Consider the following 13395-nt stretch of genomic DNA (forward strand, 5'->3'; position numbering starts at 1 on the left):
GAATCTTGGTGCATGCTGTCGGCATTGAGCATTGCTTGAGTGCTTCCAAACCCTTGTTGCATTTTTGCCGGATCACAAAGTTTGATGGTGACGACAACTCGTATAAGTCGAAAGTTCGATTCGTGAGGGCTGGACCGGGGTAATTGGGGTGCTTCAAATTGAAATGCTGAAAATTCCTTCCAGGAGTGACAAGGTGCGAGCAAAATTCCTGACATTTACAGCTGAAGGAACCTCTGTTTTGGAGAGTCATATGAGCTTCGTTTTCAAACGACCGGAAAAGCATCGTCGGCCAGTTTCATTGTGGTTGGCAGGAATTGCAGCTATGGTGGCGCTTACCCTGGCAGCTTGCGGCGGTGAAGATCCGCCTTGGAGCGGCATGAACTGGGTCGAAGGCGTGGGCTGGATGGACGAAAACGGAACTTCGGGCTATACATGGGTCGAGGGTGAGGGATGGGTGTACTGGTCCTCGCGGGGGTCGGGGGTGGGCTCGGCAGCCCACCGCCAGAAGCGGCCAACCCCGCCACCATCGCGTGCAAGGACTACGACGGCAGCACGATGATGGTCGAACCTAAGACCATCACCATTCATAACAACTCTGACACCGATACGATCTACCCCGTTTTGGCAACGAGCAAGAATGCGGTCAATGAGTGGGTTCAAGCCTGCCTCCGGTCCAGCGAACCGTTTCCGACCGAGTACGTATACAAGCTTTATGTGAACGAAGGCGTGGGTATCAAGCCCGGCTCGTCAGTCACTATCACGCTGCCGCTTTACAGTGAGCTTTCTGCGGGTCGCTTCATCACTTGGTGGAATGGCGGTAGAGTGGTGCTGGCTGATCGAAACGACAGGCTGCGCAACAAGGACGATCAAAAGCTGAACACCCCAGAGGGCGTGACCTGCCAAGGTGAAAACGACAATTGCGCGCTGACCACGTACTCCAGCGACGTGCAGTTCCCGGAGAATATTTATGCACAATTGTCTGAATACACCTTCGGCGATTCCATCGTTCCCGAAGGTGAGACGCTGCGACTGCTGAAGCCGGAAAATGTGGGCTACAACATCTCCTACGTGGATCACGTTTACATGCCTGTGGCGATCGGCCCACGCAATAATCCATACATTGGCTACAGTGGTTCGGTTCAACCACTTTCTCAGTTTAAGACTCGTCTCGGTGAGTTCCTTGGGGCAACGCCAGAGACGGCCTCTTCGGTTGGTCGAGGCTGGCCGGTATACAACCTTGATGCATTGAAGCTTCCTGGGGGCTACAACATCTTTGCCCAGCGCTCCGGTACATTGCCCCCGGAAGACAATGTCCCTATCAAGCCTGTCAGCGGCTTTCCTCCGGTGCTGAGTGTGTTGGACTGTCTGCAAGGGCGTTGCACTGAGGAACAGAAAAAGTCACTCCACTACGGAGAGGCCGTTCAGCGCATGCAAAATTTGTGGGGTTCTTGCGTTTCCTGGAACGGCGAGGACATCAGTGCCTATATCACCGAGAAGGTGGCCTGCCCGCAGGATATGCAGGACAAGATGGCAGTGATCAAACAATTCTTTGAGCAGAACCACGAAAATTATCTGCATCTGTATCGCGCTGGACAGTGTCAAGGCACTACTCCTGAAAAGCCCTCATTCAATTATTGGGAGGCCATGATGCACATTTATGGCTGGGTACCCTTCAACGAAGGCTGCGGCGCGAATGCCAACAAGCTGGCTGATACCAAGATAACCGGCTGGGATCACGAGAAGGCGCAGTCGATGTATATCCATGACCTTCAGTACAACCACCAGCAGCCTAGCGTTATCGCCAATCCCAAGCTCACTTTCAACCCCTATGTGAAGCTGATTCACGATGATCTCAAGATGAACGCCTACGGCTTCTCGGTGGACGATGCCGTGGGCTTCATGAGTGAAGTGGGCGAAGGGCTGGTCTTTACCGTGGGTGGTGCCAAGGGCCTTGAGAATGAAGCGCAATTCTCTTATGCCGACGGATTTTCCGTGGCGGTCGGAGTGCCTGCGTCTCTGAATGGGAAGATCAACAAGCCAGTGATCAAAAAATACGGCGTCTGCTCTTTCCGACAGGATCCTGCCGACCCGAACTGCGAGAGCGACAAGCAGGATGTCGTTTTGCCAGGCAATAGCCAGATCGCCGGGTTCAGGGTGGGCACCGTAGCTTCGTACCCCGTCCGGGTGCGTTTCACAGACCTCAACGATTGGGTCTACAGCTTTGTGGTCAAGGAGAAGTTCGCTGCGTGCTCTGTGAGTCTGAATGCATCTGAATGCCCCACCAACAGAGCGCGCATCTTTGACAAACAAGACCTGGCATCTTGCACGGTGACCGACAGCAAGGGCGTCAAGCACCCCAAATCAGATGACTGGTGCGTCAATGCAAATCCCAATCAACAGCGCGAAAAGCAGCTGACGAAAAATTACCTCAGCTTCCCGCAGCCTGTTGATTTCATGAACTAGTCTGAGGGCGCCAGACCTCAAAGCTAGACGGGCAGGAGTTTTTTCTCTTCACGAACCCGTTCTCAAGGGAAAACCCCCGTGATACACCGTCATTCAGGGCAGGTATTTGGCAAAGCGCCGGGCTAGAATTTTTATGACGAACCCGCCTCCAATGCAGCGATCCCTGATTGCTTTGGCGGGTTTTTTGAGGCGCGACCGCTGTCAACAAGATCGCGGACGTGTCCGCATGAAATGAAGCTGGTTGCTACTGATAGGCCAATCTGGGGAAAGACACGCCATGGATATATTGCTGCAGCAGATCATCAATGGCTTGGTGCTGGGAAGTATGTATGCCTTGATCGCCTTGGGCTACACCATGGTGTACGGCATTATCCAGTTGATCAATTTTGCGCATGGCGAAGTGCTCATGGTTGGAGCGCTCACCGCCTGGACATCCATCGGGTACATGCAAACACACATGGCGGGGGCGCCCGGCTGGGTCATATTGCTACTGGCCACGTTGATCGCATGCACTGTGGCGGCTGTTCTCAACATCGTTATCGAAAAAATCGCATACAAGCCACTGCGCAACAGTCCCAGGTTGGCGCCATTGATCACCGCCATCGGCATGTCTATCCTGCTGCAAACGCTGGCCATGATCATCTGGAAGCCAAATTACAAGCCTTTCCCCACTTTGCTGCCACAAGACCCCATCTTCGTTGGCGGCGCGGTCATCACCTGGACTCAGATCATGATCCTGGGTGTTACGGCGATTTCCCTCGCGGTCTTGATGTGGATCGTGCACTACACCAAGGTCGGCCGCGCCATGCGGGCCACCGCCGAGAATCCTCGGGTCGCGGGGCTGATGGGCGTGAAGCCGGACACCATCATTTCGGCCACCTTTCTCATGGGTGCTGTGCTGGCGGCCATTGCGGGCGTCATGTATGCCTCCAACTATGGCACGGTCCAGCACACCATGGGCTTCCTGCCTGGCTTGAAGGCGTTTACCGCCGCGGTTTTCGGAGGCATTGGAAACCTCACCGGCGCCGTGATCGGCGGCATCCTTCTGGGCTTGATCGAAGCCATCGGGTCGGGTTACCTTGGAGCGCTTACGGGCGGCCTGCTGGGCAGCAACTATGCCGACATTTTTGCGTTCGTCGTGCTGATCGTGATTCTGACCTTGCGTCCGTCTGGCCTGCTGGGCGAACGCGTGGCTGATCGGGCATGAACAGATGCATCGCCGTCCGAACGGAATTCATGCGCCAAGCAATCGTCACGGAAGCCTGACATGACGCAAAAGAACAAGCTCATCGCCTTCTTCATCTGCGGTATTGCGGTACTGGTGCTGCCGCTGATCCTGCAGCAGTTCGGTAACGCCTGGGTGCGTATTGCCGATCTCGCACTTCTCTACGTGATGCTGGCTCTTGGCCTCAACATTGTGGTGGGGTACGCCGGGCTGCTGGATCTTGGCTACGTGGCTTTTTTTGCGGTGGGAGCTTATCTCTACGGGCTGCTGGCTTCTCCCCACCTGACCTCCACGTTCCCCGCCGTCGCGGCGATGTTTCCCAACGGGTTTCACACCTCGCTCTGGATGGTCATTCCCCTGGCCTTGGCGCTGGCCGCCGGCACGGGAGTCTTGTTGGGCATTCCGGTGCTGAAATTGCGCGGCGATTATCTGGCCATCGTCACGTTGGGTTTTGGTGAAATCATCCGCATCTTCTTGAATAACCTGGATCATCCTTACAACCTGACCAATGGCCCCAAAGGCTTGAACCAGATCGATTCGATCACAATTTTTGGGCTGGATCTTGGTAAGCCCCTCAGCATCGCGGGCTTTGAGGTTGCCTCGGTCACGCTGTATTACTACCTGTTCCTGGTTCTGGTGATTTTTACCGTGATCATCTGCCAGCGCTTGCAGGACTCTCGCGTCGGCCGTGCCTGGATGGCCATCCGGGAAGACGAAATCGCCGCAAAGGCCATGGGCGTCAATACTCGGAACCTCAAGCTTTTGGCCTTTGGCATGGGCGCTTCTTTCGGCGGTGTGTCTGGCGCCATGTTCGCGGCTTTCCAGGGTTTCGTTTCGCCCGAATCGTTCAGCCTTATGGAGTCGGTGATGATCGTCGCCATGGTGGTGCTGGGCGGCCTGGGGCATTTGCCTGGCGTGATTCTGGGAGCGCTCTTGCTGGCCGCATTGCCGGAGGTGTTGCGTCACGTAGCGGGCCCGTTGCAGTACTTGACGGACGGCAGGCTGGATGCATCCATTCTGCGTCAACTCCTGATTGCCCTGGCCATGATCATTGTCATGCTGTTACGGCCCCGTGGGCTGTGGCCATCGCCGGAGCGGGGCAAGCTGCGCCAGATGCCCTCTGATGGCGGCATGGTGCAGCCAACGTCTGCCCAGCAAGATCCGCCGGGCATCGAGTTTCCGGGCGATGCCGTTCCAGGCAACGTCGAGAATCGCCAGTATCCTGTTAACCCGTAGCGCATCATGAGCACTGATACCGTTCTCAATGTACAGGGTGTGTCCAAGCGCTTCGGGGGCTTGCAGGCTCTTTCCGATGTGAGTGTGAACATCAAGCGTGGCCAAATCTACGGGCTAATCGGCCCCAACGGTGCGGGCAAGACCACTTTCTTCAATGTCTTGACCGGCCTGTACACGCCAGACAGTGGCACCTTCGAACTTGCGGGCAAGCCTTATAAACCAACCGCTGTTCACCAGGTGGCCAAGGCAGGAATTGCGCGCACCTTTCAGAACATTCGGCTGTTCTCTGAAATGACGGCGCTGGAAAACGTGATGGTCGGCCGCCATGTGCGCACTGGTTCGGGGGTGCTGGGCGCTATTTTCCGTACGCGGGGCTTCAAGGCCGAAGAGGCCGCCATTGAGAAACGGGCGCGGGAACTGCTGGATTACGTGGGCATTGGAAAATATGCAGACTTTCGGTCGCGAACACTTTCGTACGGTGATCAGCGGCGCCTGGAAATCGCACGCGCCCTGGCCACCGATCCGCAGCTAATTGCATTGGATGAACCAGCTGCCGGCATGAACGCCACAGAGAAGGTGATGCTGCGCGAGCTGATTGACCGCATCCGCAAGGACAACCGCACGATCTTGTTGATCGAACATGACGTCAAGCTCGTGATGGGGCTGTGCGACCGTGTCACCGTGCTCGACTACGGAAAGCTCATCGCCGAAGGAACGCCCCAGGATGTGCAGAAAAATGAAAAAGTGATCGAGGCTTATCTCGGCACGGGAGGACATTGATGGGCAAACTTCTCCCCTCGCGTGTTATTGACCGACTGCGCCGCAAGCACCGACTGGATTTCTGACATGGCAAACACCTTACTGAGAGCGTCGGGTTTGAAGGTCGCCTATGGCGGAATTCAGGCGGTAAAGGGCGTGGATTTCGAGGTGCGCGAAGGTGAGCTTGTATCCTTGATCGGCTCCAATGGCGCAGGGAAGACCACGATCATGAAAGCCATCACCGGCATGCTGCCTTTGAACGATGGCGATATTGAGTACGTAGGCCGCAGCATCAAGGGGCGCGGCCCCTGGGATCTGGTAAAAGAGGGCTTGGCCATGGTGCCCGAAGGGCGCGGCGTTTTCACGCGCATGACCATCTTGGAGAATCTGCTGATGGGCGCCCACACCCGCAACGACAAGGCTGGTATTGCGACCGATGTGGAGAAGATGTTCACCATTTTTCCGCGTCTGCACGAGCGCAAGAACCAACTGGCGGGCACCATGTCGGGCGGTGAACAACAGATGCTCGCCATTGGCCGGGCGCTGATGAGCCGGCCCAAGGTGCTGCTGCTTGATGAGCCTTCCATGGGGCTTTCGCCCATCATGGTCGACAAGGTGTTTGAAGTCGTCCAAGACGTACACGGGCAGGGTGTCACCATCTTGCTGGTAGAGCAAAACGCGAGCCGCGCCCTAGCCCTGGCGGACCGGGGCTACGTGATGGAGTCCGGCTTGATCACCATGTCCGGCCAAGGCAAGGAATTGCTGAGCGACCCAAAAGTTCGGGCGGCGTACCTGGGTGAGTAGCGGCGGTTCTGTACTTCAAAAACGGTCGCGCCCCGCCATTCGTACCCTCATACGCATATCTGCCCCGACGCGCGTTGCCTCGACCCATTCGAGGCTGACCCCCTGAGCCAGCTTGGTGTACGGCCCCAGGGCGGCAATGCCGGGGCCTTCGCCCAGTAGGAGCGGTGCCTGATAGATCAGGATTTCGTCTACAAGCCCTTCACGGAGCAGAGATCCGTTGAGTTTGTGCCCTGCTTCTACATGCACCTCGTTGACTTCTCGCTGACCGAGATCGCGCAGCACGGCGGCCAAGTCCACTTTGCCGCTGGGGTTCGGCAGGGTGATGATGTCCGCTCCACGAGCAGCTAAGGCTTCCCGGCGGTTAGCGTCGTTGATCGCGGTGTAGATCAGGATCTTGCGCTCTGCGGCACCCCATAGCTTGGCGTTGGTGGGTGTTTCAAGCCGGCTGTCGATGATGATGAGTGTGGGCTGCCCGCGAATTCCGGGCAGGCGCACGTCCATCCGTGGGTCGTCTTCCAGTACGGTGCCTATGCCGGTGAGCACGGCGCAGGCGCGGGCGCGCCAGGCGTGCCCGTCTTCACGTGCAGCGGCGGAGGTGATCCATTGACTGGTTCCGTTGGGTAGTGCGGTGCGACCATCCAGTGAGCTGGCAGCCTTCATGCGCACCCACGGCGTGCCGCGGACCATGCGACTGAAAAACCCGACGTTGAGCTCGCGCGTTTCGTATGCACCCGGGCCCACTTCCACCTCGACCCCCGCAGCTCGCAGTCGGGCGAAGCCATTGCCGCCCACCTTGGGGTTGGGGTCCTGCGTGGAAGCGACTACTTTGCCGATACCGGCTGCTATCAAGGCGTCGCAGCACGGACCGGTGCGGCCCTGGTGAGAGCAGGGCTCCAGGGTGACATAAGCCGTGGCACCCTGTACCGAATGGCCTTTCTGGGTGGCATCGCGCAGAGCCATGACTTCAGCGTGTGCGTGACCGACTGGCTGTGTGTAACCTAGCCCCAGAATGGCTCCGTCCACACCGACGAGCACGCACCCTACGGCAGGATTGGGTGGGCAATGCAGTCGTCCGCGCGCAGCCAGCTCAAGCGCCTGCAACATGGCAGAGGGGAGGGGGGCACGGGGTTCTGCATGGCTACAACAGTCAGGGTAATCAAAAATAATAGCACGGGGTTATACAAGCATGCGAGACAATACGGTATGCGTTTTAAAGAAGAACCTCCGGTTGCCGATGCGCGGGCGCCGCGTACAGGTGTTTTGCTGTGCAATCTGGGGACGCCTGATGCGCCCACTGCCGCTGCGGTACGACGTTATTTGGCTGAATTCCTGAGCGACCCAAGGGTCGTGGAAATTCCCCCTCTGGTCTGGAAACCGATCCTGCACGGGGTCATTTTGCGGATACGTCCGTCGAAATCAGCGGAAAAATACCGATCAGTGTGGACGCCAGAAGGGTCACCGCTGGCAGTCTGGACGGAAAAACAGGCAGTCATGCTGCGGGGTTACTTAGGTGAGCGGGGTCATCCGGTCAGCGTGCGCCACGCCATGCGCTACGGCAACCCCTCCATGGCTTCTGTGCTTGATGAGCTGAAGGCCGAGGGGTGCACCCGCATTTTGGTGGTGCCGCTCTACCCGCAATATTCCGGCTCCACCACCGGTAGCGTGATCGATGCAGTGGGTAACTGGGCGCGCCAGGTCCGGCACGTGCCAGAACTGCACATGCTCAACCGTTTCCACGATGACCCAGGATACATCAGAGCGCTTGCGCGTCAGGTGAGCGGCTATTGGCAAAGCCATGGCCGGCCCAACAAGCTGATGATGAGTTTCCATGGCATTCCTGAGCGTTCGGTCAAGCTAGGTGATCCGTATCAGCGCGAATGCCTTGAAACGGCCAAGTTGCTGGCCGAGCGCCTTGCACTGAAGAGCGATGATTACGTGGTGTGTTTCCAGTCGCGTTTCGGCAAGGCCAAATGGCTGGAGCCCTACACGGACGAAACATTGCGTGCCTTGGGGCAGCAAGGCGTAGGGCGTGTCGATGTGGTGTGCCCGGGCTTCGTGAGCGATTGCCTGGAAACACTGGAAGAAATCAGCATGGAAGGCCAGGAGATTTTCAAGGAGGCCGGCGGGCAGGAGTTTCACTACATTCCCTGCCTGAACGACAGCCCCTCCTGGGTAGCTGCGTTGACGGAGCTAATCATTCCTTCACTGAGGCATTGAAGCCCCGGGACCGCCGAGCTCCAGCTCGGCACTGCAGCGTGTATAGAGTGCGCGAACGCTCCGCAAGGTTCTGATGTGTTGCCGAGGGTAAAGAAGTGGTCAAGGAAGCCTTGCCACCCCACCTTCCGCCCGCTCAATGAACGCGCTCACCAACCTCAATTGTGCCGGCACATTCAACGCAGGCGCATGGCCGCAGTTGGGCACTTCGACCACCTGCAGCTGTCCACGCGCACCGGGGCCGCGCCGCTTCATCTCTTCAGCGGTTTCGCGCAGAACCAGATCAGAATCCTCACCGCGCAACAGCAACACTGGAGCCTGAATGGCGTCGTAGTGGTGCCAGATCAGGTAGTCCTCTGGGTAGTGAACGAACTGGCCCACCATGGCAGGGTCGTAGTGCGGGGTGACGCGGCCATCAGGCATGCGGCGGGTGGAGGTTTCGGTGAGCCGTCGCCATTGGGCGTTGGTCAGGAACCCGAAGGGTTTGTAAGCGGCCCGAAAGAACGCCTCCAGCTCAATCATGGTGGCAAACTGCGGTGGGTTGCCCGCATATTGTTTGATGCGCTCAATGGCTGGTTGCGCCAGTTGCGGAGCGTTGTCGTTCAGCACCAGGCTTTGTATGCGCGTCTTGAGGGTCGGCTCAAAATAGCCCGACGCCGCCACGGTGCCAATGGCGCCGCCCATTGACGTGCCGACCCAGTGGCAGCGCTCAATGGCCAGCTGATCGATCAGCTCCCGTGCAATGCGGGTATAGAACGCCAGGCAGTATTCGTCTTTCGGATTGGCTGCCCATTGCGACAAGCCACGCCCAATGGTGTCGGGGCAGATGACTCGGTAGCCCAGCCACACCAGGTGCTCCGCGAGCTCGTCCATGTCACGCCCTGTGCGTGCCAGGCCGTGCCAGGCGATCACCGTGCCTCGCGCATCGCCCGTGGGTTGCCAGTCAACGAAGTGGATCTCGCGGCCGGAGCAGGTCAGATAGTTGGATGTATGGCTCATGGGTAGTCCCGGTCAGGAGCTCGCTTGCATACGGCTTGCACGTGCGCGCAGCCTGCCCACCACTCCGGTGGGAAAGTAGTACACCGAGAGCACGAACAGTAAACCCAACCAGAGCAGCCAGCGGTCGGGGGAGAGCAGCGAGGGAAGCAGAGGAATCCCGGCTGTAGCCTCGCTACCGAGGCGAAGCAGGTCTTGCAAATAGCTTTGCGCCACCACGAACAGCACCGAGCCGATCAGGGCGCCGTAGACGGTTCCCATGCCGCCAATGACCACGATCAGCAGGACATCCATCATGATCTCGAAGCTGAGCGAGGTGTCCGGGCCGTTATACCGAAGCCAGATAGCCAGCATGCAGCCGGCCAGTGTGGCGAACAAGGCGGAAAGCACTGAAGAGAGCGTACGATAAACCACCACTCGGTAGCCAATGGCCTCAGCCCTGAACTCGTTCTCCCGGATGGCCTGCAGAACGCGGCCGAAGGGCGAGTTGACGATGCGAATCAGCACCAGCACCAGCACGACGCAGGCTATAAACAGCAGGTAGTAGCTGAGCAGGCGGCCGTCGAGTGAGGCACCCATGAAGGGCTCTTCGCTGAACTCGAAGGAGGGCGAGAGCAGCTCAGGCATTTTGAAGGTCAGGCCGTCTTCGCCGCCGGTGAATTCAGACAGTTGCGACGCCAGCGTCTGGAACGCGGCGGCCACTGCCAGCGTGATCATGGCGAAAAATATGGCTCGCACCCTGAGGGAGAAAAGCCCCACCGCGAGCGACAGCAGCAGTGAAAGCAGGAGCGCGCCGATCACCCCCACGGCCAGCGCACTCCAGGTGGGCCCCATGCGCGTGGTCGCAATGGCAATGCCGTAGGCGCCAATACCAAAGAACATGGTGTGCGCAAAGCTCACGATGCCTGTGTAGCCCAGCAGCAGGTCGAACCCCGCGACCAGCACGATGAACACCAGGATCTTGGCGGCGACATTAAGCGCCTTCACCCCTGGAAAGAGGAAGGGCGCGAAAGCCAGACCCAGCACGATGGCAATGAGAATCGCCGCCAGCAGCTTGCTTCGCGGCAGGTCATGAGAAAGTAGGCGACTCAACATGAGATCTTCCTATCGATTCCGAAGGTGTGTTTGATGGCCGCGTCACGGACCTCGTGGGTTGGGGCGTAGGATTTCATCGACTGGTTACCGCGTAAATGCCTTGCGGGCGCCACAGCAGAACCGCGACCATCAGCGCGATGTTGGAGAACAGCGCAACTTTCGGTGCCAGAAACCCGGTGTAGTTGGCCATTAAGCCCACCAGCATCGCGCCGATCAGTGCGCCGCCCGTCGAGCCCAGGCCGCCGATGATGATGACGATGAAAATCAACACGTTGACCTGTGCGCCCATTTGCGGCGTCACGTTCTGCTGGTAAAGGCCCCACATGACGCCGCCCAGGCCGGCCAGTGCGCTGCCCGCCACGAACACGCCCACGAACAGCCGGCGAATGCGGTAGCCGAGCGATTCGACCATTTCGCGGTCTTGCACACCGGCACGGATCAGCAGGCCAACCTTGGTGCGCGAGAGCGTCCAGGCCAGCAGCGCGAACACGGCCAGCCCGACGATGACCGCTACCACACGGTATTTTTCGATCGCGGCTTCGCCGATCAGCCAGGAACCGCGCATGCCATCGGGCAAGGGCAACGGTATTTGCTGCGGGCCCCAGATGACCTTGATCAGCTCTTCGCCGATGATCATGCCGCCCATCGTGATCAGAATTTGCTTGAGATGCTGGCCATAGACAGGCCGCACAATGAAGCGTTCAAACGCCAGGCCCACGGCACCGGCGACCAGCATGGCCACCACCATGGCGGGGAGCACCGCCACCAGGTTTCTCCAGATGTCGCCAGAGCCCGTCCAGTCGCCCATCATGCCCAGCACACTGGTGGCCACGAAGGCACCCAGCGCAATGAAAACGCCGTGGCCGAAGTTGAGCACGTCCATCAGGCCGAACACCAGGGTGAGGCCGGAAGCAATGATGAAAATGATCATTCCCATGGCCAGCCCGGCCACGGTGAGTGTGAGCCAGGTGGAAGGCGATCCGATGAGGGGTAGGGCCAGGAGAGCCAGCACGGGTGCCAGCAGCAAGGGTTTGAAATCGGTCGTGCTCATAGTGAAAGCCCCAGCAGCGATTGCTGCAATGCTTCGTCTTGCGCCAATGCCTTCATGGTGCCGGCGTGCACCACGCGGCCGTCGTCCATGACGGCCACGGTGTCTCCTAGGCGTTTGGCAAAATTGATGTTCTGCTCCACCAGCAAAATCGTGACGCCGCTTTGCTTGAGTTGCTGGAAGGCTTCAATCATGTTGTTGATGATGCTGGGGGCCAGGCCCTTGCTGGGTTCATCGACGATCAGCAGCTCGCGCGGCTCCACAATGGCGCGGCTTACAGCCAGCATCTGCTTTTGCCCGCCCGACAATTTTCCGGCCGGGTGGTTCCAGAATTTTTCGACGGCTGGGAACAGCTTGAAAATCCATTGCAGACGCTGCTCGTCCATCTGGGCCGGGTTGCGCGCACTGCGTGCGGCCAGCACCATGTTCTCCTTGACTGTCAGGTCGGAGAAGATGCCCATGTTTTCGGGCACGTAGGCAATGCCCAGGTGAGCAATCTGCGGCGTATGCTTTTTGGTAATGTCCTGGCCGGCGAATGTGATGCGGCCCTGGGAGGCTTGCCACAAGCCCATGATGGTGCGCAAGGTGGTGGTCTTGCCGGCGCCATTGCGCCCCAACAGCATGGTCAGCTGACCACGGGGCACTTCCAGGTCCACGCCATGCAGGATGTGATACGCACCGATGTGCGTATGAACGCCTTCGAGTTTCAGCAGGATATCGCTCATGCCGTCTCCTCTTCCTTGCTGATCCCCAGATACGCCTCTTGCACCACCGGTGAAGCGATCACCTCGGCAGGTTCGCCGTCGGCCGCCAGTGTGCCGTTCGTCAGTACGATGATCCGGTCGGCCAGCTCGCGCACCACATCCATCTTGTGCTCCACCAACAAGATCGTCTTGCTCTTGTCCTGCTTGAGTTGGCGGATCAGGTTCAGAATCACGGGGGCTTCGTCGTGGCTCATGCCGGCCGTAGGTTCGTCGAACATGTACACCTTCGGGTCGAGCGCCATCAGAAGCGCGACTTCCAGCTTGCGTTGGTCGCCATGGGGCAGGCTGGACACGGGCATATGCTGCTTGTCTGCGAGGGCGACGGATTCCAGGATGTCGACCGCCCGCCGCGTGAGTTCGCGGTGATCGCTCCAGACGCTCCAAAGCTTGAGCCCCACGTTTTGAACGGCCTGTACGGCCAGGCGCACGTTCTCCAGCACGCTCAGGTTGGGGAACAGATTGGTCAGCTGGAACGCCCTGCCGAGTCCTGCCTTGGTGCGGGCCGATGGCGACATGCCGGAGAGGTTTTGTCCGTCCAGGTGCACGCTGCCCGCACTCGCCTTGAGCTGGCCTGAAATGAGGTTGAAATAAGTGGTTTTGCCGGCGCCGTTGGGCCCGACAATAGCGGTGAGCGTGCCGGGTTCGAACCGGCACGTGACCGCGTTGACAGCCACGTGGCCGCCAAAGCGAATGGTGAGGTCGCGGGTTTCTAGCATGTCTGGTCGGTGGTCAGGTGCGCGGCATTGGGCAAAAAAGTTCCCACTCCCCCGCTTGCGGGGGGATCTACACCG

General features: G+C 58.8%; 12 protein-coding genes. 6 read left to right on the top strand and 6 right to left on the bottom strand.

Annotated elements, in window-relative coordinates:
- The first annotated feature begins 450 nt into the window (after positions 1 to 450).
- From AAAK34_RS07245 to AAAK34_RS07265, 5 genes are all read left to right on the top strand, one after another.
- Positions 451 to 2463: a hypothetical protein gene (locus tag AAAK34_RS07245; RefSeq protein WP_431777893.1), complete on the top strand. Its 2013-nt coding sequence runs from the start codon at positions 451 to 453 to the stop codon at positions 2461 to 2463.
- A 277-nt stretch (positions 2464 to 2740) separates the two neighbouring features.
- A complete protein-coding gene (locus AAAK34_RS07250) occupies positions 2741 to 3670 on the top strand; it encodes a branched-chain amino acid ABC transporter permease (RefSeq protein ID WP_231693400.1) in 930 nt (309 codons plus the stop codon).
- A gap of 60 nt (positions 3671 to 3730) precedes the next feature.
- Positions 3731 to 4924, top strand: a complete 1194-nt coding sequence (locus tag AAAK34_RS07255; RefSeq protein WP_231693399.1) for an ABC transporter permease subunit — start codon at positions 3731 to 3733, stop codon at positions 4922 to 4924.
- A gap of 6 nt (positions 4925 to 4930) precedes the next feature.
- The gene (locus tag AAAK34_RS07260) at positions 4931 to 5704 is read left to right on the top strand and encodes an ABC transporter ATP-binding protein (protein WP_231693398.1); all 774 of its coding nucleotides are present in this window, start codon (positions 4931 to 4933) and stop codon (positions 5702 to 5704) included.
- 66 nt (positions 5705 to 5770) lie between these two features.
- Entirely contained in the window at positions 5771 to 6487 is a 717-nt protein-coding gene (locus AAAK34_RS07265; RefSeq protein WP_431777894.1) for an ABC transporter ATP-binding protein, read from the top strand.
- 15 nt (positions 6488 to 6502) lie between these two features.
- Here AAAK34_RS07265 and ribD read toward each other — a convergent pair whose 3' ends face one another.
- Positions 6503 to 7591, bottom strand: coding sequence for a bifunctional diaminohydroxyphosphoribosylaminopyrimidine deaminase/5-amino-6-(5-phosphoribosylamino)uracil reductase RibD (gene ribD / locus AAAK34_RS07270; protein ID WP_231693792.1), 1089 nt, complete (start codon positions 7589 to 7591; stop codon positions 6503 to 6505).
- Positions 7592 to 7690: 99 nt separating this feature from the next.
- Here ribD and hemH point away from each other — a divergent pair, with 99 nt between their 5' ends.
- Positions 7691 to 8704 (top strand): ferrochelatase, encoded by a 1014-nt coding sequence (gene hemH / locus AAAK34_RS07275; RefSeq protein ID WP_231693397.1) that lies wholly within the window; start codon positions 7691 to 7693, stop codon positions 8702 to 8704.
- 99 nt (positions 8705 to 8803) lie between these two features.
- On the opposite strand, the gene AAAK34_RS07280 is transcribed toward hemH, so the two are convergent.
- The 5 genes from AAAK34_RS07280 to AAAK34_RS07300 all read right to left on the bottom strand — a co-directional run bounded on the left by AAAK34_RS07280 (position 8804) and on the right by AAAK34_RS07300 (position 13320).
- Positions 8804 to 9700: an alpha/beta fold hydrolase gene (locus AAAK34_RS07280; protein WP_231693396.1), complete on the bottom strand. Its 897-nt coding sequence runs from the start codon at positions 9698 to 9700 to the stop codon at positions 8804 to 8806.
- Between the two features lie 12 nt (positions 9701 to 9712).
- Positions 9713 to 10792 (bottom strand): branched-chain amino acid ABC transporter permease, encoded by a 1080-nt coding sequence (locus AAAK34_RS07285; protein WP_231693395.1) that lies wholly within the window; start codon positions 10790 to 10792, stop codon positions 9713 to 9715.
- 73 nt (positions 10793 to 10865) lie between these two features.
- Positions 10866 to 11843 (bottom strand): branched-chain amino acid ABC transporter permease, encoded by a 978-nt coding sequence (locus AAAK34_RS07290; RefSeq protein WP_231693394.1) that lies wholly within the window; start codon positions 11841 to 11843, stop codon positions 10866 to 10868.
- A complete protein-coding gene (locus AAAK34_RS07295) occupies positions 11840 to 12565 on the bottom strand; it encodes a branched-chain amino acid ABC transporter ATP-binding protein (RefSeq protein WP_231693393.1) in 726 nt (241 codons plus the stop codon). Before AAAK34_RS07295 ends, AAAK34_RS07290 begins: the two co-directional genes overlap by 4 nt.
- Positions 12562 to 13320 carry an ABC transporter ATP-binding protein gene (locus AAAK34_RS07300; RefSeq protein WP_231693392.1) on the bottom strand — a complete coding sequence of 253 codons (759 nt, stop codon included), beginning with the start codon at positions 13318 to 13320 and terminating at the stop codon, positions 12562 to 12564. The genes AAAK34_RS07295 and AAAK34_RS07300 overlap by 4 nt, the downstream gene beginning before the upstream one ends.
- Positions 13321 to 13395: the final 75 nt, after the last annotated feature.

This window comes from Ottowia caeni, from assembly GCF_050821495.1.
GTDB lineage: Bacteria > Pseudomonadota > Gammaproteobacteria > Burkholderiales > Burkholderiaceae_C > Ottowia > Ottowia caeni.

Bases quoted from the DNA above. Each gene is read 5' to 3' on its own strand.
- AAAK34_RS07245 (WP_431777893.1), top strand. From the start codon at position 451: ATGGGTGTACTGGTCCTCGCGGGGGTCGGGGGTGGGCTCGGCAGCCCA.
- AAAK34_RS07285 (WP_231693395.1), bottom strand. From the start codon at position 10,792: ATGTTGAGTCGCCTACTTTCTCATGACCTGCCGCGAAGCAAGCTGCTG.
- AAAK34_RS07265 (WP_431777894.1), top strand. From the start codon at position 5,771: ATGGCAAACACCTTACTGAGAGCGTCGGGTTTGAAGGTCGCCTATGGC.
- AAAK34_RS07295 (WP_231693393.1), bottom strand. From the start codon at position 12,565: ATGAGCGATATCCTGCTGAAACTCGAAGGCGTTCATACGCACATCGGT.
- AAAK34_RS07250 (WP_231693400.1), top strand. From the start codon at position 2,741: ATGGATATATTGCTGCAGCAGATCATCAATGGCTTGGTGCTGGGAAGT.
- AAAK34_RS07260 (WP_231693398.1), top strand. From the start codon at position 4,931: ATGAGCACTGATACCGTTCTCAATGTACAGGGTGTGTCCAAGCGCTTC.
- hemH (WP_231693397.1), top strand. From the start codon at position 7,691: ATGCGTTTTAAAGAAGAACCTCCGGTTGCCGATGCGCGGGCGCCGCGT.
- ribD (WP_231693792.1), bottom strand. From the start codon at position 7,591: ATGTTGCAGGCGCTTGAGCTGGCTGCGCGCGGACGACTGCATTGCCCA.
- AAAK34_RS07290 (WP_231693394.1), bottom strand. From the start codon at position 11,843: ATGAGCACGACCGATTTCAAACCCTTGCTGCTGGCACCCGTGCTGGCT.
- AAAK34_RS07300 (WP_231693392.1), bottom strand. From the start codon at position 13,320: ATGCTAGAAACCCGCGACCTCACCATTCGCTTTGGCGGCCACGTGGCT.
- AAAK34_RS07255 (WP_231693399.1), top strand. From the start codon at position 3,731: ATGACGCAAAAGAACAAGCTCATCGCCTTCTTCATCTGCGGTATTGCG.
- AAAK34_RS07280 (WP_231693396.1), bottom strand. From the start codon at position 9,700: ATGAGCCATACATCCAACTATCTGACCTGCTCCGGCCGCGAGATCCAC.